Annotated in this window: 19 protein-coding genes and 2 pseudogenes; 1 reads left to right on the top strand and 20 read right to left on the bottom strand. The window is 37.6% G+C overall.

The genetic code is table 11. The features are described from left to right. Positions 1-19: 19 nt before the first annotated feature. From gmk to rplM, 12 genes are all read right to left on the bottom strand, one after another. A complete protein-coding gene (gene gmk, locus AC0KSB_RS07345) occupies positions 20-637 on the bottom strand; it encodes a guanylate kinase (RefSeq protein WP_472307818.1) in 618 nt (205 codons plus the stop codon). Beyond that, on the bottom strand, positions 624-887 hold the full coding sequence (locus tag AC0KSB_RS07340) for an extracellular matrix/biofilm biosynthesis regulator RemA family protein (protein ID WP_472307816.1): 264 nt from the start codon (positions 885-887) through the stop codon (positions 624-626). The genes gmk and AC0KSB_RS07340 overlap by 14 nt, the downstream gene beginning before the upstream one ends. Positions 888-971: 84 nt before the next feature. After that, positions 972-1,859, bottom strand: coding sequence for a YicC/YloC family endoribonuclease (locus tag AC0KSB_RS07335; RefSeq protein ID WP_472307814.1), 888 nt, complete (start codon positions 1,857-1,859; stop codon positions 972-974). Positions 1,860-1,947: 88 nt separating this feature from the next. Then, on the bottom strand, positions 1,948-2,655 hold the full coding sequence (locus tag AC0KSB_RS07330; protein WP_472307812.1) for a metallophosphoesterase: 708 nt from the start codon (positions 2,653-2,655) through the stop codon (positions 1,948-1,950). Beyond that, the gene (uvrC, locus tag AC0KSB_RS07325; protein WP_472307810.1) at positions 2,656-4,677 is read right to left on the bottom strand and encodes an excinuclease ABC subunit UvrC; all 2,022 of its coding nucleotides are present in this window, start codon (positions 4,675-4,677) and stop codon (positions 2,656-2,658) included. Between the two features lie 25 nt (positions 4,678-4,702). Beyond that, positions 4,703-4,963 (bottom strand): HPr family phosphocarrier protein, encoded by a 261-nt coding sequence (locus tag AC0KSB_RS07320; RefSeq protein ID WP_472307808.1) that lies wholly within the window; start codon positions 4,961-4,963, stop codon positions 4,703-4,705. A gap of 189 nt (positions 4,964-5,152) precedes the next feature. Then, complete coding sequence (gene rimI / locus AC0KSB_RS07315) at positions 5,153-5,641, bottom strand: ribosomal protein S18-alanine N-acetyltransferase (RefSeq protein ID WP_472307806.1); 489 nt, start codon at positions 5,639-5,641, stop codon at positions 5,153-5,155. Next, a complete protein-coding gene (tsaB, locus tag AC0KSB_RS07310; protein ID WP_472307804.1) occupies positions 5,638-6,339 on the bottom strand; it encodes a tRNA (adenosine(37)-N6)-threonylcarbamoyltransferase complex dimerization subunit type 1 TsaB in 702 nt (233 codons plus the stop codon). The genes rimI and tsaB overlap by 4 nt, the downstream gene beginning before the upstream one ends. Before the next feature lie 16 nt (positions 6,340-6,355). Beyond that, a complete protein-coding gene (gene tsaE / locus AC0KSB_RS07305) occupies positions 6,356-6,874 on the bottom strand; it encodes a tRNA (adenosine(37)-N6)-threonylcarbamoyltransferase complex ATPase subunit type 1 TsaE (protein ID WP_472307802.1) in 519 nt (172 codons plus the stop codon). After that, entirely contained in the window at positions 6,871-8,082 is a 1,212-nt protein-coding gene (locus AC0KSB_RS07300) for an amidohydrolase (RefSeq protein WP_472307800.1), read from the bottom strand. The genes tsaE and AC0KSB_RS07300 overlap by 4 nt, the downstream gene beginning before the upstream one ends. A 107-nt stretch (positions 8,083-8,189) precedes the next feature. Further along, entirely contained in the window at positions 8,190-8,600 is a 411-nt protein-coding gene (rpsI, locus tag AC0KSB_RS07295) for a 30S ribosomal protein S9 (protein ID WP_472307798.1), read from the bottom strand. Positions 8,601-8,622: 22 nt separating this feature from the next. Beyond that, positions 8,623-9,051, bottom strand: coding sequence for a 50S ribosomal protein L13 (gene rplM, locus AC0KSB_RS07290; RefSeq protein WP_472307796.1), 429 nt, complete (start codon positions 9,049-9,051; stop codon positions 8,623-8,625). 347 nt (positions 9,052-9,398) lie between these two features. On the opposite strand from rplM, the gene AC0KSB_RS07285 reads away from it, so the two are divergent. Next, positions 9,399-12,812, top strand: a complete 3,414-nt coding sequence (locus tag AC0KSB_RS07285) for an SNF2-related protein (protein ID WP_472307794.1) — start codon at positions 9,399-9,401, stop codon at positions 12,810-12,812. 98 nt (positions 12,813-12,910) lie between these two features. Here AC0KSB_RS07285 and AC0KSB_RS07280 read toward each other — a convergent pair whose 3' ends face one another. The 8 genes and pseudogenes from AC0KSB_RS07280 to AC0KSB_RS07245 form a co-directional block, all read right to left on the bottom strand. Further along, a complete protein-coding gene (locus AC0KSB_RS07280) occupies positions 12,911-14,191 on the bottom strand; it encodes an O-acetylhomoserine aminocarboxypropyltransferase/cysteine synthase family protein (protein WP_472307792.1) in 1,281 nt (426 codons plus the stop codon). Continuing rightward, on the bottom strand, positions 14,184-16,751 hold the full coding sequence (locus tag AC0KSB_RS07275; protein ID WP_472307790.1) for an LTA synthase family protein: 2,568 nt from the start codon (positions 16,749-16,751) through the stop codon (positions 14,184-14,186). The genes AC0KSB_RS07280 and AC0KSB_RS07275 overlap by 8 nt, the downstream gene beginning before the upstream one ends. A gap of 229 nt (positions 16,752-16,980) precedes the next feature. Beyond that, positions 16,981-18,663 (bottom strand): annotated as a pseudogene (locus AC0KSB_RS07270) (putative bifunctional diguanylate cyclase/phosphodiesterase). 164 nt (positions 18,664-18,827) lie between these two features. Continuing rightward, the gene (locus AC0KSB_RS07265; protein ID WP_472307788.1) at positions 18,828-19,886 is read right to left on the bottom strand and encodes a protein-glutamate methylesterase/protein-glutamine glutaminase; all 1,059 of its coding nucleotides are present in this window, start codon (positions 19,884-19,886) and stop codon (positions 18,828-18,830) included. A 12-nt stretch (positions 19,887-19,898) separates the two neighbouring features. Continuing rightward, positions 19,899-20,720 carry a CheR family methyltransferase gene (locus AC0KSB_RS07260; protein WP_472307787.1) on the bottom strand — a complete coding sequence of 274 codons (822 nt, stop codon included), beginning with the start codon at positions 20,718-20,720 and terminating at the stop codon, positions 19,899-19,901. 404 nt (positions 20,721-21,124) lie between these two features. Beyond that, positions 21,125-23,750, bottom strand: a pseudogene (locus AC0KSB_RS07255) (methyl-accepting chemotaxis protein); the annotation flags it as partial. 132 nt (positions 23,751-23,882) lie between these two features. Then, positions 23,883-24,374, bottom strand: coding sequence for a chemotaxis protein CheW (locus AC0KSB_RS07250; protein ID WP_472307785.1), 492 nt, complete (start codon positions 24,372-24,374; stop codon positions 23,883-23,885). A gap of 1 nt (position 24,375) precedes the next feature. After that, complete coding sequence (locus tag AC0KSB_RS07245; RefSeq protein ID WP_472307783.1) at positions 24,376-26,736, bottom strand: chemotaxis protein CheW; 2,361 nt, start codon at positions 26,734-26,736, stop codon at positions 24,376-24,378. Positions 26,737-26,742: the final 6 nt, after the last annotated feature.

Here is a 26,742-nt window from a genome sequence, read left to right as displayed (position 1 = left end):
TTTTAATCGGCATAAGCCGTTATCTGCTTAAAATATATTTTTCAATACCTTTGATTTTTTCATAACGGCAGCGCTCTGCTTCCGCTATTGATAAAATCTTATCGGCAGTTCTTTCAATTTGATCATTTACAACAACATATTTAAATAGACTGGTTTTTTCAATCTCATCTCTGGCTTTTTGCAGTCTGCGCTCCACTATCTCTTTGTCTTCTGTGCCACGGCAAGTAAGTCTTCTGCGCAATTCAGAAAAAGATGGTGGAAGTAAAAACAAAGTAATTGCATCGGGAAAATTTTTCATTACAGCAAGGGATCCCGGGACAGTTACATCCATAACAACATCATAGCCTTTTTCAGTAGCTTCTATCAGTTGACTTCTGGGAGTTCCATAATAATTACCGCAATAGCAATCATGCTCCAGAATATCTCCTTGCTTCATCATCTGCTCAAATTCCTCAGGTTTACGAAAATAATAATCTATGCCATCTTTTTCTCCCGGTCGGGGATTCCTTGTTGTAACAGAAATAGAGTGTACGATTTCTGGCGATATTTTTTTAAGCTCTTTTATTATTGTGCCTTTGCCAACACCGGATGGTCCTGATACACAAATTACTAATCCCTTTGAATTAAACAGACCCACAACTATCAACCTCCTGCATTGCCAGCTCAAGGTCATCAACAGTCAATGCCGACAAAATCAGATGCTCACTATCCATAATAAGAACTGCACGGGTTTTTCTTCCTGAAGTTGCATCTATAAGCATTCCTCTGTCACGAGCATCCTGAACGAGACGTTTAACAGGTGATGATTCAGAACCGATAAGAGCTATAATACGCCCTGCCGATACCAGATTACCAAAACCTATTTTCAAAAAAACTGCTCTCGCCATTTATTTACTCCCGTATATTTGCTTTCAAAAAAATTTACCATTGCTGTGTCTGAATGTTATCATTAACTCAAAACACAAGCTGTTCTACTCAATGTTTTGAACCTGTTCACGAATTTTTTCTAATTCACTTTTCATAGACACAACCAGATTCGTCAATGAAAGATCATTGGCTTTTGAACCAATTGTATTTACTTCCCGATTGATCTCCTGCATTAGAAAATCTAATTTTTTACCTATAGGAACTTTTTCCGTTAACATCTGTCTTAATTGAGTAAAGTGGCTTTCCAATCTGACAAGTTCTTCATCTATAGCGCATTTATCTGCATAAATTGCTACTTCCGCCGACAGTCTTTGCTCATCATAAAAATTTATAGCCTCATCATCAAGAAGATCTTTTACTCTCTGTGTTAATCTCTGACGATAATCCTCCGGAACCAAAGGTGCTCTCAAAACTATCTGATCACGTATTTTTTCAAGATCTTCTAATTTCTGAAAGATATCCTTTACCAGTTTTTCACCTTCTTGGGATCTCATTTCGCAAATGCGATCAAGAGCCTGCTGCAATGCCGAATATAAGAGAGACCAGATGGTTTCTTCATCTATCTGATTGGCTTCAACTTTCAGAACATCATTGAATCTTCCTATTGTAGTTGCACTTATGCCGTCAGAAATAGACGAATGCTCTGCAATTTCTCTAAATGCATTAACATAGGCTTGTGCCAACCCTTTATCTACACGAACAGAAAAAGCATCTGTTCTGTTGTCTTCATATGTTATAAAAAGATCAACTTTTCCACGAGCAAGTTTGCTACTTACTTCTTTTCGAACTCTGTTTTCCAAAGATGCCAACAAACGAGGTTGCCTTATTTGTATATCACAATATCTGTTATTTACAGATCTCATCTCAACGACTATACGTCGCTCATCGATATATGCCTCACCCCGACCAAATCCGATCATACTATAAGCCATGTACTTACCTCTTTAATACTATTTCGATCGCGCATTTGATTATATACCATGATCGCTGCTCATGCAACCGCAAAACACACTTAAAAACCTACAGCCGCAACGGTTTAAAGCCAATTTGATCTGCTGAAACAAGCCAGTAGGCTATCCCGTCTATAATATCTCCTTTCAAAGAAAGAGGAGTCATTGCAGCATGCAGATGTCCAAAACAGCAAATATCAACCGGGAAATCATGCATTAAGTCGCTAATAGCTGAATTTTCAAGTAATTTTGTTAACGGTGGATAATGCAAACATACGACAAGTTTATGTTCTGGCTTACGTATTTTCATAGCTGACTCCAGTGATAATTTTAATCTTCCTGCTTCTCTTTGTAGTATTTTTTCATCAGCTTTATTAAACTCACTATCATCTGGCAAAATCCAGCCACGGGTTCCACAAACAATGTATTCTCCCACTTCAACAGCATTATTTCGCAAAAACTCTATTGAGTGAAGTTCATGCTGCTGGCAAAATAATTCCATTTTACGAAGCGAATTCCACCAGTAATCATGATTGCCACGTGAAAGTATTTTTTTCCCAGGTAAATCATTCAAAAATTTCAAATCCGGCAAAGCCTCATGTAAGTGCATTCCCCAGGAAATATCTCCTGGTATAACAACAGTATCCTGATCTTCTACTAAATTTAACCAGTTAAGGCGAAGCTGAGAATCATGATCCTGCCAGTTGCTGCCAAATATATCCATCGGTTTATTTACACCTAACGACAGATGAGGATCAGCTATAACAAAAAGACTCATTCATTTATTCTCCTCATTCTTATTGAAATGTTCAAAAACAGCTTGGGCGGCATTCATACCAAGTCCCTGAACTTTTTTAAGTTCAGACAAAGACGCTTCACTAACATTTTTAATACTGCCAAAATGCTGTAATAACAGTTTTCGTTTTGCAGAACCTACTCCCTTTATCGTTTCCAGTTTAAATCTTGTATGTCTTTTCTGCGAAAGTTTACGTTGATAACGCATTGCAAAACGATGCGCTTCATCTTGAATAGCTGTAAGCAGACGCAACAAACCTATAACCGAAGCTTGTTCGTCAGAATTTGTCTGGCTTGCTGTTTCAGCTATTCTCCAAAGCTGTTCATCTTCTAACTGATAGTCATCCTCTGTTTCTTTGTATAATTCGTTCTTAGTTTTTTGAGATTTCAGCAATTGTTTACTGTTTTCAAAACTTAATTGTCTTGAAAGCTTGTAAGATTGGCTTAGCTCTATAACTTCTCTGCCTGGCAATGCAAGACCACGTGTTTTATGTCGATTATCTTTGACCATACCTGCTACTGGCAAATCAATATTCATCTCCTCAAGAAGTTTTTGAGCCATATTTACATGTGCTGACCCACCATCAAGTAAAATAAGATCTGGTTTTGCTCCGAAGGATTCATCACTTAATCTTGATAATCTTCTGCTCAGCATTTCCCGCATTGCCTGATAATCATCCTGAACTTTTTGTAAATCTATTTTATAATGTCTATACTGCTGTCTGGCAGGTTTGCCTTCTGTGAAAACAACCATGCTTCCAGCCATATCACTTTTGCCTAGATTGGAAATATCGTAGGCTTCAATCCTATGTAAAGCGCGTCCTTTTGCCGCTTTGTCTGAAAGAAGCTTTAATGATTCCTGAAGAGCAGTTTGTCCATGACCACCAAGCAAAGTATGCCTTTTTAATGATTCTCTGGCATTTTCAGCTGCCATATCCAGAAGTCGCCTTTTTTTGCCACGTTGTGGCATATGTAAGCGACAGTTTCCGGATTTCAACTTTTGCAGATAAAGATGCAAGTTACTTTCAGTTGACAATATAGCTGGAACAAGAATTTCCGATGGAATAAGAGCAGCATCCGGATAATGTTGCTGAATAAAAATCTCTACAAGTTCTCTTTCTTCCAGATTATCTTCTGGGAGAAAAAAAGACGCTGCAGCAACTATTCTACCCTCACGCACTTCAAGTTTCTGCAGACATATTTCTGTACCATTTCTAGCTATACCCAGAACATCATAATCAACTTCCTCTGAAGAGACAGCCTTTTGCCTTTCCATCAGTTTCTCCAGCGCCTGAATACGATCTCTATAAACAGCAGCCTGTTCATAATCCATATTTTCTGCGGATATTTTCATTTTTTTAGTCATATCATCAAGAATGCCGTGATATTTACCCTCAAGAAACTTACAGATATCTTCCATTACTGTGCGATATCTCTCAACTGGTACGTCTCCTCGGCAAGGTCCAACACAACGTCCAATATAATAGTTAAGACAGGGTCTTTCTTTGCCTATATCACGCGGCAGAACCCTTTTACATGTTTTAGTCGGGAAAATATGCCTAAGTGCATCAAGAGCCCGGTAAAGATCACCTGCCAGATAAGGGCCGAAATAGCGTGCTCCGTTTTTTCTATCTGCTCCTATACGAAAAGCTTTTAAAAGACGTGGGTAAGTCTCGTTCATTGTGATTCTTATATAAGGGTACCCCTTGTCATCTCTTAACAGTACATTGTAGCGGGGCTGATATTGCTTGATAAGATTTGCTTCTAGAATTAGTGCTTCCAGCTCATTTTCGCAGACAAGATAACTGAAATCTGCAATATGACTGATCATAGTGAGAACTTTAGCATTTCCTTGAGGTTCGGGCGAAAAATAACTGCGCAATCGATTTCTCAGCTGCACAGCTTTACCAACGTATATAATAGAACCCGCAGCATCTTTCATTAGATAGACACCCGGGCTCTGTGGTACTAAATCTACTCTGGCATCAATAGGATTCTCAAACAAGATCAATTCCTCTTCATCGCCAATATTAAAATTCAGGTCTTTCAAGATAATTTACAATTGACTCAAGAGCTTCTGCTTCATCATTACCTTCTGCAGAAACCGTTAAATCGGTTTGATTTTCTATTCCCAGTGACATTACTCCTAACAAACTCTTTGCATTAGCTCTGCGGTCACCTTTTGATAACCATATGCTGGAGCGGAAGGTAGAAGCTTTCTGAATCAATACTGCCACTGCCTTCATGTGCAAAGCTTCTTCACAGTTAAAAGTCACAGTCTTTGTAACCATCTTTAATCCTCCCTGATTAAACGGAAAAGTTATTTACCTGCACAACCATCAATATATAAATTATGCAGATAATAAAACAGATTGTAATTAGTATAGAATAAACCTAGTATAGTGTTAAGGTCTGCTTTTTGTCAATATGCAGCAAAATAGACTTTCTTTAACGTCAGAATGCACAATTCTTGAAAACATTTAGTTAATATTTTTTAGCATAATGATGGCATCATCTTTATCATCAGCATAATAAGCATTTCTAAGACCAATTTTTTCAAAACCAAATTTCAAATAAAGCTTTTGAGCAGCAAGATTTTTCGATCTTACTTCTAATGATATTTTATTTAACTTCATTTTTTTTGCTGCTTCTATCATCTCAAATAGTATTAAAGATGCTAGTCCCTTTTTTCTCCATGCAGGTGAAACAGCTATGTTCATAACTTCTGCTTCATCAATAATTTTGTGAAAACCGCCATAAGCAATTATTTCTTTTTGTTCCTCTATTACAAGATAAACATTATTCTCATCATTTTTCAGATCAGAAAAAAAAGATTGTTTAGACCAAGGAATCGCAAAACAGTATTGATCCAATTGGGCAAGCTGTTCACTATCGTTTATGTTGGCAAAACGCAGCAATAATTCTTTTTGGGAATCTGCACAAATAATTTTTCTTGTTGATTTTCTCATTTATTATCTCTCATTCGCTCTGCCTGTGATGGAGAAAGGTATTCAGGAATTAACTCTTGTGGCAAACCGCTACAGCCATCTTGATATTTTTGCCACGCTATTTGTGCCACATCATATGCTCTTATGCAATTACCAGACTCAGATGTTATTTTTGCAGAAATACCAGACAAATATTCCTTAAGAACTAATCTCCCATCACCTGTTATCAAAAGATTAGAATTTTCTTTTTGCTGGATTTTTTGTTTTATCATCTGTGCTAGATCTTCAGCCAAATAATTCTTAGGCTCTAAAATAGAAATTTTATCCGAAGAAATTTGCCAAAGACCTGCAAAAATTCGACCTCTGCGAGCATCAATAGCAGGACAGATATAAAAATCATTTAACTGTTTCCATGGTTCAATAAGTGCTTCAAGTGATGATACACCTATAGCAGGTTTTTTACAGGCATAAGCTATTGCCTTTATGCTACTAATACCTATGCGAATACCGGTAAAAGAACCAGGGCCTTCTGTACAGGCAAATAAATCAATTTCCTTAATAGTTAATTTGCATTGCTTTAAAATTGACTCGAGCAATGGAATTTGTGTTACTGAATGGTTATATCCTTGCTGCAAAGTCATTTCGGCTATTAATTTTTGATTATCGCATATTGACAAAGATATACTTTTGCCTGATGTATCAACAGCTAAAATTAACATTTTTTCCTCCTGTTATCTAAACATGCTTTTCAGTAAACAGATCCATTTTGAATTCATTTATTATCTTCTGCAGCCTTACAGCATTCCCAGGCCAATTAAGACGGATGAGCCGCTGCTGTGGTTTATCAGGTGTTGTTTGCAATAAACTTATGAATAGAGTTTGCGCCGGCAGAGCTTCTTCAATAATATTTCCCCATTCAATAACAGATAATCCATCCATACTAAGATATTCATCAAATCCGCATTCATAAAAGCTTGTTGCATTTTCTAATCTATATGCGTCAAAGTGATACAAAGCCATACCTTTTTCATTTGGTTGGTGCTCTATTAATATTGTAAAAGTTGGTGAAGTCACATAGCCTCTTAGTCCCATTCCGGCAGCAATCCCTCTTGTGAGCGCAGTTTTGCCTGCTCCAAGATCACCATCCAGACTAATTACGTCATTTGGTTGAGCCTGTCTGGCTAGAAAAAAGCCGAAGCTTTCAGTCTGTTCTACGCTTTCGCTAATCCATTCCCATCCAAAACTATTATTCATAGCATTGTTTCCCCATTAATCCAAACCTGCTTTACATGACTTCTAAAATCAAAAGGATGCCCATCCATCATAATAATATCAGCCTGATAACCAGATGCAATTTGTCCTTTAATGTCTCCGGCATCACAAAGCATTGCAGCAACAGAAGTTATTGATTTTAAAGCCAGATTTTCCGGCATACCTTCCCTGACTGCTAATGCCGCACTAACAGAAAGATACTGTACAGGTATAACAGGATGATCTGTCATTATAGCAACCGGTATCCCTGTATTGGCCAGAACAGCCGGATTTTTTAGTTCAGCTCTTTTCAGCTCAGGTTTACTTCTATCTGTCAACAAAGGTCCAGCTATTATGCCTTCCAGCTTACCACGGCCTGCTCTGCCCGTCCCGGCTAATTTATCTTCCTGTCCTTTTAACCAGATTTCTTTAAGCAGGTCAGCTATTATCCACCCTTCTGTGCAATGATCGATTGTGTACCTTAATCCAAATTCATCGGCAATTCTAACTGCAGTCAGTATATCATCCGTTCTGTGGGCATGAAATTTCATAATCATTTCTCCACGCAGAACGGGGAGCATAGACTCCCAACGCAAATCTGGCTCGATGTCTCTTGGTTTTAACTGTTTTTTTCTGGCATACCAGAGAGCTTTATTCAGTGAATCTCTTAATACAGCGGCAGTCGCCATTCTGGTAGCAGGCATTCTGTCTTTATTTTGTCCATGACATCTTTTGGGGTTCTCTCCGAGAGCAGCCTTCATAGCACTATGGCGTTTTATAATCATTTCATCCACTCTTCTACCATAAGTTTTTAATAAAGCAAATCTGCCAGAAAGAACATTCGCGCTACCGGGACCTGTCATTACAGTAGTTATACCTGCAGACAAGGCCTCGCTGAAACAACGATCTTCGTGGAATATTCCATCTATGGCCTGCATCTGTGGAGTAATCGGATCGGTATCTTCATTGCCATCATCACCTTCTTGAACAAGTCCGTCATCAAACAAGCCTATGTGACAGTGAGAATCTATCATTCCAGGCATAACCCAACAGTTTCGCCCATCTATTATCTTAGAGTGCTCCATAATATTGGGTGATGGTTTTTCCTGTCCTAAATATTGAATAATGCCCTGATTAAACACCAGATAAGAATCTGGAATAAAAACACCATCTGGATTCAAAATGCTAGCATGTTTGATAATTACAGTCATCCTGAAGCAGCCTCCTCTTTGAAAAAACCGGGTCAAGGCAGCAAGCCCTGATCCGGTTTGTATACCATTTGTGTAATATCGGTAAATATTGCACCCAGTAAAGCAGATTAACGTTTTGAGAACTGTGACGCTTTTCTGGCTTTTTTGAGTCCGTATTTCTTTCTTTCTTTCATTCTGGAATCGCGAGTCAAGAAGCCAGCTTTTTTCAATATTGCCTTGTATGCTTCTTCATCAGCTTTTACCAGTGCTCTGGCAATACCATGACGGATTGCTCCGGCTTGCCCAGAAAGACCACCACCAACAACTTTACATATGATATCAAAATTACCAAGTGTATCAGTAGAAACCAGTGGTTGTCTAACTATCAGCTTAAGAGTATCCATACCAAAATACTCGTCAAGTGATTTACCGTTTACTGTTATCTCTCCCTTGCCGGGATAGACACGCACACAGGCAACTGCATTCTTGCGACGGCCTGTTCCATAGAAAAATGATTTAGCAGCTTTTTTAGTAGCCATATCAGGTATCTCCTCCCTTCAATCAGAACGTAAGTTTCTCAGGTTTTTGTGCTTCATGCCCATGTTCAGACCCTGCATAAACTTTTAACTTTTTATACATTGCACGGCCTAGTGCATTTTTAGGCAACATACCTTTTACAGCCAGCTCAATTACCCTCTCAGGATTACGCTGCATCATATTGCGGCAAGTTCTTTCTTTAAGACCACCTGGATACTGTGTATGATAACGATACATTTTCTGATCCAGCTTATTGCCTGTAAAAACAACCTTGTCTGCATTAATTACAATGACGTTGTCACCGGTATCCACAAAAGGTGTATACTCTGGTTTATGCTTACCTCTGAGAACTCTGGCTATTTCTGTAGCCATACGGCCTAAAACCATGCCCTCAGCGTCGACAATGTACCATTTTCTTTGAATCTCAGCAGCCTTTGCTACATAAGTACTCATCTTTGCTTCCCTCCATACTAATTCTATAATTAAAATTCAATTTACCCAGATAACTGCTGCAAAAGAATGAATAATTGATTATTTGAACAATCACAAATATACTTTATAAACAGATTCTGAAGTCAAACGCTTCTTTATTCTAATCAGGTCTTGCGGTTATGTCAAGAACAAATTTAAATTAGAAGACTATTCCTCTGTTTTTCTCGTTATTTTTGCTTTTTTCTAACTTTTTCTATAACTTCACAGAACATTTTTGAAAATAATTATCTGCATAAAAGGTTTTACCTTTACATGCCATATGATACAATAGCTAGCTGTATATCTTTGCAGAAAATGAGGCACCAATAATGTTTAATGTCAAAATAGATACTATCCGTGAACGAAGCACTAACGGTCCAACGTATATGAAAGGCCGCAGCTATTACAAAAACAACCAGGTTGTTCAAATAGATTATGACCAGGATAGAAATATTGTTCAGGCTCAGGTCAGTGGTTCTCAGACATATCAAGTAAGAGTAATTCTAACTTCTGGAGGAGAGTTGCATGATGCTACATGCACTTGTAGCGCTTTCGCCTCTTATTGGGGATTTTGCCGCCATATTGTTGCTGTTTTGCTTTATTGTTCCGATCATTTTAGTGGATCTAATATTAAATCAAGGAGCAAATCTCGTAAAATCACATCGACTGACGATATATCAAAAAATCAAAAGACCCAAACATCTTTATCAAAAAATTTAGCCAAAAAGGATATTAACAAAATACCATCAAACATAAATTTAATTGACAATAAAAAAAATGACGTCAATTCTGGTCAGATAACCTCAAAAGCAATAATTTCTGAAAACCAGAGAAAAATACGGGCAAGATCCCGTGAATTTAAGCATCAACTTGATAGGGTTGTTCAATTAAATCAGAAGCGACCAAAAACAATTCTGCAACTATATGTTTTGCTTCATTGCCCTTCAAACTCTACTGCAATGCCTTGGCTTACATTTGCAATAGGAGACAAAAAATTATATCCAATCAGTAATGTGGAACAATTTGCAGAAGCCTTGGCTTTAAACCTCCCTTTAGAAATTGATCCTTCATGGACATATAATCCTCTCAAACATGCTTTCACAAAAGAAGATACGTTGTTAATAGACTTAATTATCGATGCTTTTGAAAATGATTATAAGGCAGTTTTCGCAACATCTCATACAGCGGGAAAAGACCGTTGTCTTATTCTTAATGCCAGCCGCTTTGCTAAATTTCTGCAGATATCTAAAGATTTAAGTAAAGCATTTTGGCAAATAATCAAATCTGAAGAAAAGAAAAAAATAAAGGTTGTACAAGGGGATCTTCCGATCAATCTTTTCTTGTCATCAGAAACTAATGAGGATTATATTCAGTTGAAAATATTTTGCGGCGAAAAAATGCAGCAGATGACTGCCTCACGAAATATCTTTTTGGTAGACGATATTTTTTATCTGCCTCCACGGGAACATATAGGTATGATTGAGCCATTGCTTTCAATTTATCAATCCCCTGGTGTAAAACAGGTTTTATTAACACCTTCAGAAGCAGGCGATCTCATTGGTCAATTAATGCCACTGATAGATTCCTTTTGTAATTTGAAAACAGATGAAAATGTATCAAGCAGATTAATCAACGAAAAACTACAAATTGATGCCGAACTGGATCTCACATCAAATGGCATTAAAGCAGACATAACCTACAGATACGGAAAAGCATCAATATCACCTTATAATCAGGAAGCATCTGTTGATCAGCTCATTATACGTGACTATGTAAAAGAAAAAGACTTTGAAAGTATGATGCAAAATTTAGGTTTTTTGCCTCAAGGCAGTCAGTTACGCCTGGATAATAATCAGAAAATATACGAGTATCTGGATAAAGGTCGAGTATCCCTAAAAAATCATGCAAGCATAAATGAGTCTGCAAGTTTAAAACAAGTAAAAGTATTAACTGAACCTTCAATAAAATTTGACCTATGCCTAGAAGATGAGACAGGATCCTTAATAATTACAGCTAACTGGGATAATTTGGAGGCAGGAGAACACTCTTCCTACTATCAGGCACTTATTGATAATAGATCATGGTATCAGAATAAACAGGGTAATTTCCGTAAAGTTGATAATACAGATCGTACTTCCCTTATCAGTATTTATGAGCTGCTTGATCAATGGGGAATTGATCAAGCTTTAATCAAAGAAGGGAAAACCACTCTGCCTCGCTATCGTGCATTAGCGCTTGCAAAAACAAGCAGTAAACTTCTCCGGATAGATGAGGCAGTGCATGATATGGTTGCTCACTTGAGCGACCCCGGACGGCTAAGCTTTCGCTTGCCATCGGGTATTAAGACAGCGTTGCGTCCTTATCAGCGCCATGGTTTTCAGTGGCTTTGTACTTTGCATAACTATAGATTAGGTGGAATTCTAGCTGATGATATGGGACTTGGAAAAACTATACAGACTATCGCTTTTATTGTGTGGCTGTATAGGAGAACTCGTCGACCTACCCTTATCATTGCGCCAACAAGTCTAATCTATAACTGGCAAAGCGAGTTTAACCGTTTTGTTCCTGATCTGCCTGTAATGATTATGGATGGTAATAGAGCACAAAGATCACAAAGGCTTTCAGACTTGAGCAAACAGGCGTGTATAATAACATCATATGCATTATTGCGTCGTGATATAGAAGATTTATGCGAAATGAATTTTGCCAGTTGTTTTTTGGATGAAGCTCAAAACATAAAAAATCCAGATACTCTAAATGCTAAATCAGTCAAGCAGATAAAAAGTGATTGCTCCTTTGCACTCACAGGTACCCCCATAGAAAATAATCTGTCAGAACTTTGGTCTATTTTTGATTTTATACTGCCTGGTTATCTCCTTGGGCACAAAAATTTTCAGGAAAGATATGAGCTTCCTATACAGAAAGAAAAAGATATAAATAGGCTTAACATGCTGCATGACCAGATTAAGCCATTTGTTTTACGCAGGATGAAAAAAGATGTTCTGAGAGAATTGCCGGATAAAATTGAAACATTGACAGTTTGCGATATGACTGTTGAACAAAGAAAAATTTACGAAGATTTCCTTCGTCAAGCCGGTCGTGATCTTGAAACAGAAATAAAAAGTAATGGATATAATCGCAGTCAGATTTTTATTCTTGCTCTGCTGACGCGTCTTCGTCAAATTTGTTGTCATCCGGGATTATTTATTCCAGGATATACAGGTGGAAGCGGCAAGCTTGATCTGCTTAATGAATTGTTGCAAGAAAGTATCTGTTCCGGACATAGAGTTCTACTGTTTTCACAATTTACAAATATGTTGGATTTAATTTCCAGTCACTGGACTGCTTCTGGAAATGAAGAACCATTTTATATTGATGGTCATGTTCCCGCTGAGGATCGTTTAAAAATGGTAAACCGATTCAATAATGGTGAAAAAAATCTTTTCCTAATATCATTACGTGCCGGTGGCACCGGATTAAATCTAACTGGAGCAGATACAGTTATTCACTATGATCCCTGGTGGAATCCGGCCGTGGAGGATCAGGCTACCGATCGGGCATATAGAATTGGTCAGGAAAATGTCGTTCAGGTATTAAAACTTTATTCAAAAAACTCTATTGAAGAGAGAATTATGCAACTGCAACAAGAGAAAAAAGATCTTATGGATTCAATCATTAAGCCTGGCCAGAATCTGCTTTCCAAAATGACTCTTGATGAGGTAAAAGAATTGTTTAATATTTGACAATACGCTTATTTACTATATCTTTCATGTAAAAACAGCTTGCAATACAGTTTAGCTAGTATTGCAAGCTGTTTTTTATAAACTACAACTTTCTACAATTAAACGATTTGATTGAATGCCTGTTCAATATCTGCAATTATGTCATTAATATGCTCTATTCCAACGGAAAGTCTTAGGAGCTCAGGGGAAATACCGGCCTCATCAAGCTGTTGATCCGTAAGCTGACGATGAGTAGTGCTAGCAGGGTGCAATATACATGTACGTGCATCGGCAACATGTATAACTATTCTGGCAAGCTTAAGGGATTCCATAAATCTAACTGCCTGATCACGTCCACCTTTTATACCAAACGAAATAACACCACAACTACCGGAGGGCATATATTTACGAGCCAGGTCATATCCAGCATGACTTTTAAGTCCTGGGTAATTCACCCAGTCAACATTGTCATTCTGTTCAAGGAATTCCGCTATCTTTTGAGCATTGCTGCAGTGCCTTTCCATGCGCAGGAACAAAGTCTCAAGCCCAAGATTAAGCAAAAAAGCATTATTAGGACTGATGACTGCTCCAATATCGCGCATCAGATGCGTTCTGGCTTTTACTATATAGGCAGCTGAACCAAAACGTTCAGTATAAATAACACCATGATACGATTCATCGGGTTGTGTTAGTTCAGGATATTTGCCATTATTCCAATCAAAATTGCCACTATCTACGATAACACCACCAACAGCACAAGCATGACCATCCATATATTTTGTAGTTGAGTGAATGACAATATCAGCACCAAAATCTATTGGACGACAATTTACAGGTGTAGGGAAAGTATTGTCAATAATTAAAGGTACATTATGAGAATGTGCAATTTTTGCAAATTTCTCTATGTCCAGCACAACAAGTGCCGGATTGGCAAGAGTTTCTGCAAAAACCAGCCTTGTATTACCTCTAAAAGCAGAATTTATCTCTTCCTCAGAAGCATCAGGATTTACAAAGGTAAATTCTATGCCCATTTCTCTCATAGTCTTATGAAAAAGATTATAAGTACCTCCATAGATTGAAGAAGAACTTATTACATGATCTCCACTTCGACAAATGTTCAAAACAGAAATCATAGAAGCAGCTTGGCCGGAAGATGTAAGCATTGCACCAACTCCACCTTCCAGCTCTGCAATCTTTTCCTCAACAGCAGAAGCGGTAGGATTGCCTAATCTGGTATAAAAAGCACCTGCCATTTCCAGATCAAAAAGCTTTCCCATAATCTCTGCAGAATCATATGTAAATGTAGTGCTCTGATAGATTGGCACAACTCTAGGATCACCATTTTCTGGCGTGTAGCCACTTTGAACGCATTTTGTATTAATGTGATAAGATTTATTCATCTAACTCTACCTCCTTATTTGCAATGATATTATCATACTCGTATCTCCAATATCGATCAAGTTGTCGAGTCAGATTTGTAGGAATTTGTTCTCTATTAACTCTTCTGCCATTTTGCATAATTATAAATTTATTGCTCATTGCTTTAATATCAGTTTGCAAAGCTGCAACAAGATCAAAATAAGGCGTAGACTCTATTCCAGCCAAATCTATCACTGTTGTTCCAAAAAAATTAGGACTGGTCAGTTCTTTATCCAAATCAGGCAGATCATAGTTTGCCCATATCAAGTATGGTGTTTCATACATTTTTTGCGTTTCTGCCGGACTTAAATCAGTAATTGGTTTTTCAAATAGTGATTCAAAAAAAGTGTTAAAAACATTATTATTACCTGGTAGATGATCACCAAAAAACACAAGCAAAACCGGTTCATCAATATTCTCAAGGTAAGCCATCAAATTACTTAAGGCATCGTCTGATTCACGCATTATACTCAAAAAAAGTTCTACGGCTTCCACGTCTATCATTCCAGGTATTTTTATATTGTAATTAAGATCTGCCAAAATCTCTTCTTCTCCATAATACGGAAAATGATTTTGCATAGTGACTGTAAAAATAAATTGCCTTTCATCGGGCTTGCTATTTTCTAGAGCAAGTATAATCTGATCAAAGGCTGCCTGATCGCCTTTAAACTGCCTGACATAACCGCCTTCTGGAAAATCTTCAAGTGCAATAAATTTATCAAATCCAATATTAGGGTAAACCTTATGACGATCCCAAAAAGTCCTGTAATAAGGATGGATTGCAAGAGTTTGATATCCCTGTTTTTTAAAAATTTCAGGCAAACTATGTGTCGGTCTATCAAAGTAGGACGTATAAGGTATTATGCCGTCATTCATGAACAGCATGCTGCTACCAGTTAAAAACTCGAACTCTGTGTTACAAGTTCCGCCTCCAAATACAGAAACCAACAGATTGCCTGTTATCGTATTTGAACGAGCAGCCAACGAATCAAAAAAAGGAGTAACCGGTTCAGATGTCTCTATTTCCCGTATGTTATTAAAATCTGCATACGATTCACTCATTATTGCTATTACATGAGGTCTTTCTGGATCTGCCTCATTGGATAGCACTGACTCTGGGAGCTCATAAGCATATTGGCTTACAGGAGCATCATTTTCAGGAGTTTCAATTATTAAGTGATGTATACTTTGCATGAAAGGGATAGTAAAGCCGTTTAATTTGTAATTCATCATATTATTCCAAGGGTATCTTGAAATTTTCAAAAATTTATCCATGCGATCGGAATTCATAATTAGAGTGTTGATTAGTAAAAATAAAACGACTAGTGGTAATACAGTTAAACTAATGCGCCAAACAGGTTTACGTTTTTTCTTTTCTATGACTGAAAATAAAATCACATAAATCAGCAGCATTAGCCAGCCTAATAAAAATCTACTGCTGGCTTCGAATTTAAGATTGTTAACGGTCTGTGCTGCTTCTGTAAGAATTCTTAAATCACCAGCCACAAAAGGATCTCCTCTGAAAAAAAGCTTGACATGATTACCTATTGCCAATCCTGCAAATACAGCAAGGTTAAAATAAATCCCTAATCTGCAGCTTCCTGTTATCCCTATAAAAACAAGCTCAATCAGCAATAATACCAAATAAGCCAACCAGAAAACTTGAGGTTGCAGCCAGAAATCATGATTTAGAGAATTAAAAAATTCAATCATAATCTGTAGTACCGCCGGTGCCAGCAGTATCGGAATAATATTGTACTTATTAAAAATATTATTTATAAACGAAACAGGTATAAAGAGAAGAACTAAAACAACCAGCATCAATGCCAATGCTATTACAAAAATATCCCAGTCAAACTGATTATAGATAAGAGTCATAGTTAGTGCCAGACCAGTCTGCCTGTCATTAATCTGCATTGGCCTTAGTTGTGCATTAGTAGTATGAATATACATATTTTGATTTTCGGGTATTTTAACAGCAGTTAGAATCATTACATGCTCTTTATTGTGGCAATCTTTTCCCAGATCAATGTCTAACTCGGTTTGAGTATACCTGTTTATATCGGATCCTGACAAAGAAAGTGAATATAAAGGTTCAGCAGCGGATAGATTTTCTATATCTAAAATCGCAGCTGAAGATTTATCTACATTATTACTCACAATATTTTTTTCTGAATCCAGACAATAAATATCTATATTTATTTGAGCATCATCAGGATTTCTCCAATCCTGTGATAAATCAAAAGATAAGGTAAAGGACTGCAATCCTTCCTGTAGCGGAATAAACTGCTGAACTATTTTGTCCTCCTCTTTTAATCTATATGGTAGATAATCAACAGTACCATCTATACCTTCTCTATCAATCTGATAAAATGAAGGCCATGCCATCCAGGTAGTAATAAAAATAGCTGCCAGGCAAGCAATTATCAGAAAAGATCTTATTCTTTCCTTTGAAATATAAGATCTTATTCTACTAAATATACTTTTGCTATTTTCTGTCTTTTTATTATTTTGCCGCTTATTCTGTCCAGTTTCAGACATACCGTACCATCCCTCATTTAGTTTTATTTAAAATGTCCATACATGATTATTCTATCATTTGCTATTTTTATAATCCATAAAAAACCTTTTGCTTTGACAAATCAATGACACTAAAAGGATATATTTATTGTGTAATATAATAGAAAATTCCACAAAATACAGACGCACAAAAGAGATTATCTAAAATATCAACTTCTCAGATAATCTATTCCTATAATAAAAATTTTGTTCAAATCAGATAATCAAAGTTTTGATCAAGTAAAGCAAGTGCCTCTTTTTCAGGAACAGGGCGACTAATAAGATAGCCCTGAACATATTGGCAACTACTTTCAGAAATATAATTATACTGCGATTTAGTTTCAACACCTTCGACCACAACATCCAGCCCTATTTCCATTGCCAGAGATACAATTGCCTGTACTATTCTTCTATCCGTTACATTTTCAACGATTTCATCAATAAAAGACTTATCAATCTTAACCATATTTATTGGCAGATTTTTGAGATAAGTAAGCGAAGAATAACCAGTACCAAAATCATCCAGAAAAATAAGAAGACCCTGTTTTTGAAGATATTCTAATTTTTGTTTGCTTTGTTCAAACGAATCAAGCAGGCAGCTTTCAGTTATCTCCAGAGCAACACTGCCTCGATTTAACTGATAATGCTCAAAAAGTGCAATCACTTCATCAACAAAAAAACTTTGCTGCAATTGAATTGCTGAAATATTACAGGAAACACATAATCCTAAATGCTGTATACTTGCCGCAAAAGCAAAAACCTCATCCAAAACCCATTGTCCTATTTCTATAATCAAGCCGCTGTCTTCTGCAACAGGAATGAACCGGTTTGGGGAAACAGAACCATAAATTGGACTTTCCCAACGCAGTAATGCCTCAAAGCCTTTTATGCAGCCAGTTTTAACATCAAATTGAGGTTGATAATGAAGATAAAATTCATGATTGCGAATTGCATCTCTGAGGTGTTTATCCATAACCACTCTTTCACTCATTTTATCCACCATGTTCCGATCAAACAACCTACATGCATTTTTGCCGGCGTCCTTAGCCTGATACATTGCCAGCTCGGCATGTTTGATAAGTGTATCTATTGTTTCACCATCATCAGGATATACAGCAATACCTACACTTGCCGTAATATAATAATAATTTGAATCATAATCAAAAGGTTCAGCAAATATCTGAATAATTGATTCAGCTAATCCGTCAACATGAGCCAGGGATTTTCCAGCAGACTGAAAAAGAACAAATTCATCTCCACCCGTCCTGGCTAGAACTGTTTCCGGTCCTGTAAGCAATTTCAACCTTCTTGTAACAGCAAGTAACAGATTATCACCTACATCGTGTCCATGATGATCATTGATATATTAAAAATTATCAACATCGATAAAAAGCAGAGCTCTATATTCTGAATCAGGAATTCTTTTTTTTACAGCTGGCAAAAGCTCATGCATTACATAAGTTCGGTTAGGAAGTCCTGTCAAGCTGTCATAATATGCTAGTTGCCGAATCTCTGCTTCATAAAGCTTTCGCTCAGTAATATCCGTCAGCGAACCTGCTCTGCGAACAATGTTGCCGTCCTCATCAAAAATAGTCTTTCCTCTAACAACAAACCATTTATATTCTCCTGATCGCATCAATAACCTTTGTTCATTGCAAAAACTACCTACTCCGTTATCAATACACTCGAAAAAAAGCTGTCCATCAGTACCACTATTTATATCGTCCGGGTGAATTAGGTCAAGTAAATCCTTACTACAAAGATCATACTCCTCTTTTGAATAACCAAGCATCTCATATAGTCTGTCAGAAACAAAGAAGCTATTAGTGGATGCTTCCCAGTCCCACAAAGCATCTTGAGCAGCCTCTGTTAAAAGAAGATAACGCTCAATCATATCTTTTGTTTCTTGTCTTGAACTACGCAATGCCCGATGGCTTTCGCGCAGTGCCTGCTCGACCTGCTCGAAATCAGATATTTTGTTGTCAAAAGAATCAATATGTTCTATTTTCTCTGCTTCAAAGCTGGTATCTGACTGCATCTGAAATCCTTTCAAAAGTTTTATTTTTTTGTCATTTTTATGAGTGCATCCGCAATAGCTGCTACGGGCATTTGTCGATCAACTGCACCCAGCTCATATGCGACCTTAGGCATGCCATAAACAACACAAGATTGTTCATTCTGACCTATAGTTCTGGCTCCCTTCTGATGCATTGCTAAAAGGCCTTTAGCCCCGTCAGCACCCATCCCTGTGAGAATTACACCAAGAGATGATTTGCCGGCTGAAGCAGCAACAGAATCAAATAAAACATCCACAGAAGGACAATGTCCACTTACGCGTTCTCCTTTTTGACAACTTACGTAATAACTATCGCCATTTTTGCGAAGCCTCATATGGAAGTCACCGGGAGCAATCAATACCCTTCCCGGTATAAGAACGTCATGATCCTGGGCTTCTTTTACTTCAAGTGCACAGGACTGATTTAACCTTTGTGCATACATTTGTGTGAAAACAGGAGGCATATGCTGAACTACTACAATACCTGGCATATCAACAGGCAAAGCCTTAATAATTTCATACAAAGCTTCAGTTCCACCAGTTGAAGCTCCCATAGCAATTACATTTGCAGAAGCAGAACTGGTAGTACTTCCTTGCGAAGAAATAATTTTTTGACCAGCTATTCCCGCCCTATTAATTGCAGAAACCTTGCCTGCAGCTTTTCTATTAGCGGTAGAAGATATTTTTATTTTGATCTTAAGGTCATTGATAAACACACCATAGCCCATACCCATTTTAGCATCAGGTTTAGCAACAAAATCAACCGCACCTGCACTTAGGGCATCAAAGACTATATTATTTGCTGAACTAACAACAACTACCGGGATATCAAAACGAGGCATAACTTTTTTCAAAAACTCTATGCCACTCATCCCGGGCATTTCAACATCTAGTGTAATAACATCAGGATCAGTTCTTTCAATAACATGTATAGCAGAATCAGCATCAGGAGCTTCGCCAACAACTTCCAAAGCTGCATCCTGACCAAGATGAGTCTTCATAGCCTGCCTAAAGAAAGCCGAATCATCTATTACTACGACCTTAATTTTATTTTTTAGCATTTCATTTTCTCCTTACGCCAGCACCGGTTTACGATAAATAGAAGGGCTTATATATTCAAACCCTTGTAAATTACGCCCTAATGTCTCAGAATGACTGATAAAAAAGTAACCTCCTGGCTCTAAAGCCTCAAAATACTTTTTTACCAAAATCTGACGCGTCGGTTCGTCAAAATATATCATAACATTTCTACAGAAAATAAAATGAAATTTTTTCTTAAAGGGAAAAGTATTCATCAAATTAAAACTACGAAAAAGAATCATATCTTTAATCTGGTGATTAACTTGATACTGCCTGTTTTCATCTGGATTATGAAAATATCTTCTTTTCCACTCTGGAGGTACATCTGCAACTTGTTCCTCTTCATAAATACCAGCCGAAGCTTTTAGCAGAATTCTATTTGAAATATCTGTCGCCAAAAGCTGGATACGCCAGTTGTGTTTGTCCATTCCCAGAGCATCGGAAAAAGTCATTGCTAAAGTGTATGGTTCTTCTCCTGATGAACAACCGGCACTCCAGCCTCTTATTTCTTTATTTTTAACCCAGGTTTTCATATCCGGTAACATTTTTTGTTTTATAAAATCAAAATGATCTTTTTCTCTCATAAAAAAGGTATGATTTGTGGTAATGCGTTCAACAAATTCTCTGTGCATATCACCACTATGATCTTTTTTCAATGCTTCAAGATAATCTGCATACTTCTTATATCCTCTCTGACGAACGACCATGTTAAGTCGTCCTTCAAGAAGAACTTTTTTTTCTTTACCCATGTGTATGCCTACATTATCTTTGATATATTTTACCAAAGTATCAAATTCTACCGGATTTAACTGCATTTTTATCCCTCTCAACAAATATTTGCCGAGTCCAAAAGACCCGGCACCTATTCGAAGTATACTATACTATTCATCTAATCCAAAAGACTCAGCTGTTACAGCTTTTGTTCCTGACTCAGAAAAACCCGGATCATATTTTTGCCCATTTACAAATGTCGTACCAGTTTTATCAGATTCTTCTGAATTTGAATTTATCTTATCCTCAACCGGAACTTCTGAATCATCATTCAAACGGGCTTCTGTTTCCGCATCTTCAGAGATATTATCATTATTTTCAATCTTATCTCCTAAAATATTGTCTGAATCTTTAAAATCTTCAGACAAATTATCCTGGTACTCTGACTTCGAAACAATTTGCTTTCCAGCGTTTTCAATATCAAGCCTAAATTGACTAATTGCTTCATTGAGTGAATTAGCCTGATTTTTCAATGCTTCGCTGGCGGCTGCACTTTCTTCTGATGTAGCACTATTATTTTGCACAACATTCGATACCTGATCTATGCCCTGCATAATTTGATTCAAGCCACCTGCTTGTTCATTGGATGCATTTGCTATGTCACCAACCAGCTTGGCAGTTTCATCAATACTATTAACAATCTGTTTCAATGATTCAGCAGTATCATCTGCAATCTTATTACCAGTTTTTACTTTCTTAAGAGTACTTTCAATATAAGAAGTTGTTTCCTTAGCAGCCTCAGCACTACGCATAGCCAGATTTCTGACCTCTTCAGCGACAACGGCAAAACCTCTTCCATGTTGTCCTGCTCTGGCAGCTTCAACAGCAGCATTTAAAGCCAGAATATTAGTCTGGAAAGCTATATCATCAATAACTTTAATAATTTTGCCTATATTTGCTGAAGCTGTATCAATATCCTTCATAGCCATTTGCATTTGTTCCATTTGTCCATTTCCCTGCAAGGCAGCATCTCTGGCTTGCATAGATAAATCACTGGCGGAACGTGCATGTGAGGCATTGGATTTTGTAGCACTTGTCACTTCAGTTATGGAAGCAGATAATTCTTCTACCGAACTAGCCTGCTCAGTAGCACCCTGAGATAAAGTAATACTACCGTTAGAAATCTGAATAGAACCAGCAGCAACCTCGTCTGCAGTCTTCGCAATATCAACCAGAATTGCATTCATTGAGTCAATCGTTTTATTGATCGACTCACTGATCACCTGATATTCGCCTTCATAGGCGCCTTCCATTCTGTCTGTAAGATCGCCATCTGCCATTGAAGATAGAACACCTTTGATTTCTTTTAATGGCGCTGCCATTGCTTTCAAAGCATCATTAAGTGTTGTCACTACGTCAGCATATACGCCCTTATAACCTGATACCTCTACCTGATAATCAAGACGTCCTTCTTTTGCTGCTCCTGCAATCGAACTGGCAGCTTTACCCATATTGGAAACATTCTCCATCATATTTACAATTGAAGGCAGAAGTTTATTATTCTCATCAGCAACCGCTAATTTTTCATACAGATTAGGCAATGAGGAAAAATCTCCCTCAGCAACTGCTATACAAGAATTTTGAACATATGTGAATACTTTTCTTACCAGATTAATCTGAGCAGCAAGTTTTTCAAAGTCGCCTTTATACTCACCTGTCATACCGACTGTAACGTCACTCTTGGAAATTCTGCTTAAGACTTCGTCAGCCTCTGCAAGCGGTATTGTAATTGCATCAAGTGTTTCATTAACACCGGAAATTATATTTTTATATGCACCTTCAAATCTTTGTGCATTACCACGCACCTGTAAATTGCCTTTCGCTGCCTCAGCAGTAAGACCATTGGTTTCCTGTACAAGAGTGTTCAAACGGTTAACAACACGCAAAACACTTCTTGACAGTTCGTCCTTATCTGATCTTGAATCAATTTTCACATCAAGATTTCCAGCGGCTATCTGTTTCATCGCTTTTGTTTTTTCGCGCAAACTATCAGTTATACTTTGAGTAGCCTGCGCCAGACGACCAATCTCATCTTCTCTGGTCAGGAAATGATCAGCCACGTCTCGTTCAGTATTTCCTTCTCCAAGAGCAGAAATGTCACGCGCAGTAACTTCAATCGGGGCACTAACACTTTTAGCAATAAGGAAAGTTATAATGAGACTGATTGCTATAAAAACAAATGCCAGAATTATAGAAACAACACCCAGAGTATCTACGCTACCGAAAAGCTCATTTTTTGGTGCTACCACAGCAAGAGACCAACCGGTAGTAGTAATGGGACGTGCAGAAGCTGTATATACAGTATTGTTAAAAGTATATTCTGTATTAAAAGTTTCTTGCTTAACCATACGTTCTTCCATGGCTATCATTTGTGCTGAAGCGAATTCAGATGGTCCTGATTCAATATTATTCTGTCCATTAGTAACTAGTTCTTGCTGCAAATGACCGATTATATCGCCACGCTGATTAAGCAAATATGCATAGCCAGTATCACCTATAGTGATGTCGGATACAATCACACTAAGCTCTGCAGCAGTTCTGGCAGCACCTAATACACCGACAACATTACCTACATTGTCGAAAATAGGCACAACAAAAAACACATTTAATTGACCATTAGCCTTGCTTATAAGAGGATCCGATACAACATTCCGACCCGTCATTGCAATATCAAAATATTCACGATCACCTATATAAATTCTGGTTCCGTCAGACGTAAAGCCTACACCATCGGCATCTGCCACATACGAATACAAATGCCCACTTTGATGGGCGAACTGGTTAATTAATTGTCTTACGCGTCCCCAATTTGCTGTCAGATCTCTGAATTCATCGTTAGAAGTTACAGCCTCAAGACCTGCCCAGTATCCAGCAATTCTTTCTTCAATAATCCTACTTGTTTGATGGGTTTGAGCAGACAATGATGAGTCAATCTGCGTATACATAGCATTTCTTGCAAGTAAGTAACTTACAGCGGTTAAGCTCAAACAGGATAAAGCAACCAAAAGAGCTATCATTGTCATTAATCTTGATTTTATGCTTTTAAATTTAATAGAAAACTTATGTCGCGACATGGTGGTCCTCCCCTTGATTTCAAAAAAACATTCTTCCTAATGACTAAGCAGTATATTATTTAATTGATTCGGGTTAAAGGTGGCTTATAACTCGAATCATATAAACCTATTTTATAACTTAAAGTATTATTTCTAACTATCAAGCAATGCTCCGTATTCTTCACGTGTAAGGATTCTTTCACAGTCTATGAGCAACTTGACATCTTCCCCTACCTTTCCAATTCCGTTGATAAAGCGATTGCTAAAACCAGTTCGACCATCAGGCGGAAGTTCAATATTAGCATCATCAATATTCAGAACCTCTGAAACATTATCAACGATTAACCCCACAGATACTTCTCTGATATCAACAACAATTATACAAGTTCTATCGTGGTACTCCTGTAAAGGTTTTTTGAAGCGCGCTCTCATATCGAGTACAGGAATAATTTTGCCGCGCAGATTAATAATTCCACGCAGATAGGAAGGCATATCAGGAACCTCAGTTATTGACTGCATGCCAATTATCTCAGTTACATATCTTATTTCAATGCCATAAGTTTCCTCACCCAAATTAAAGGTCAGAAATTTACCCTGCATACTATCCTCATCCATCAGTCTTTCCATACTTTTATCTTCCTGCATATTATTTACCTCCTTCTTTGCGTTTACGATCAACAAGACCGTTTATATCCAGAATCAGACTGATTGTTCCATCTCCCAAAATTGTACAGCCTGTAACCCCTTCAATATGCCCAAGATAAATAGGTACCGGCTTAACAACTACCTGATGTTCGCCTACAAGCTGATCTGCAAAAATACAAACCGACCGGCTTTCATGCTCAACAACCAGTAAAATACCTTCACTTAGCTCAGTGACAGCATCATCTATCCCAAAAGTTCTGTGCAGCCTGATAACCTCATGACTTTTACCACGAATCATAATTAACTCGTTACCATCTGAGTCAACAATCAATTTTTCATTACGCATCCTGAAAGCTTCACGAATAAGGGTGATAGGTATTGTATATCTTTTGTCACTGACCGTTATTTCCATACCATCTATAATGGCCAAAGTCAGAGGGATTTTTATCTGAAAAGCTGTTCCTTTGCCTGGTTCACTATCTATAGAAAGCTTACCGCCGATTTTTTCAAGATTTTTGGTGACAACGTCCATACCTACGCCACGGCCAGAAAATTCTGTAACCTCTTCCTTTGTAGAAAAACCAGGTTGAAGCACAAAATTCCAAACTTCTCTGTCACTTAAATCTTTGCCGTCATTGTCTATTAAACCATTTGCTCTTGCCTTAGCAATGATATTTTCACGATTCATTCCCCGTCCATCATCTCTGATCGTCAGCCAAACATCTCCACCCTCTGTACGAGCCTCAAGGAAAATTGTCCCCACTTCTGGTTTTCCCGTTTTTGCTCTCACTTCAGCGGATTCAAGTCCATGATCAAGAGAATTGCGAATAAGATGCATCAAAGGATCGGATATTGAGTCAATTACATTCTTATCAACTTCAGTTTCTTCCCCACTGATTTTAAGCATAACCTGCTTATTTAACTTGCGGCTCATATCACGTACTATTCTCTGCATACTCTGGAAAGTACCGCCAATCGGAACCATCCTGATTGACATAACGATATCCTGCAACTCCGAGGTTATTTTTTTAAGCTGATTAGTAGCTTTTTCAAAGCCTTTTAAATTTTCTGTAAGTTTGCTAATCTCAGGATGATTAATGACCATCATTTCTGATATAACAAGTTCACCAACTATATTCATCAGAGTATCCAGCTTACTTACATTGACACTAATAAAATTCTGCTTGGCAAGACTTCTGACACCTGCAACTTTACTATCGCCACCGCTGGTAGATAAATTGCCGTTCGGAGTAGAACTGACAACATCTGAAGAGGCAATACTGCCATCTGCAGTCTTTGTTTCTGTCCCTGGTTCCTGTCCCATAAGCTTTTTAGTCTGTTCGTCCATATCTTGATCAGGCATCATATCTCGTTCTTCAGCTGATAATGACTTTGAAGAAATATCTGACACTAAACTTGCCCCATCTGAAATATCTGGAGCTTGTGCCTTGATCTGTTTTTCGACAGGCTCATATACTTCTACAGTTTTTACATACAAAACATTTGATTCAAGATACTGTACAAGTTCTTCAGGCCCCATACGAGTATCAAGCCATACTGTAAAACCGTTATCATGTATATAGGGGGTTGCAATATCATCGGCATCAAGATCAATAGGATCCTGACTCAAAATTCGAGCAACTTCTTCTAATCTGGTTACTGCTGTGAAAGCTCTAAGATTTTCCATCTGGCAATTTTCGTCAAAACTCATCCAGACCTGATAATCATAATCCAATTCGTTTTCAGCAACACTTTCAGCAGTATTTGTAATACCTCTTGCATAGCTTATTTGAACAAGACCGTTAGAAAATATGGGGGGGATAATTTTTGTATCTTCAGTCTTTGACTCATTAACAGACGACAAGTTTGCAGTTTGTTCATTTTGAATGCTTTTTGTCGCATCATTTTCTGCAGATACATCAATTACTTCATCTGTAGAAGCAGAAATTCCTGCAGCTTCATTTTTCAAATCGTCCAGATACTTTTCAATTTGATTGACGGTATCGCTGGCATCCATTGAAGCATCTTCGCCAGCTTCAATTCTCTCAATTTCTGCTTTCATTGCATCAAGGACAGCCAGAACAATATCACTAAGCCTTAAAAAATCCAGATCTGGATCTTTGTCCCGGATATAGAAAAAGAGATCTTCGACCTTATGTGCTGTTTTAGACAGCATTCCATACTCCATCATAGCCGAAGAGCCTTTGATAGTATGCATAACGCGAAATATCTCATTTATTGCTTCTTCATCGAACTGCCGACGTGCTTCACAATCAACTAGAATTAGTTCTGCTTTTTCCAGTAGGCTATTACTCTCGTATAAGAAAGCCTCGAGCAACGGATCTGCATTCATATTTGCCATGATTTC

It is taken from the genome of Ercella succinigenes, from assembly GCF_900002895.1.
This window is presented reverse-complemented; position numbering and strand designations above follow the sequence as displayed.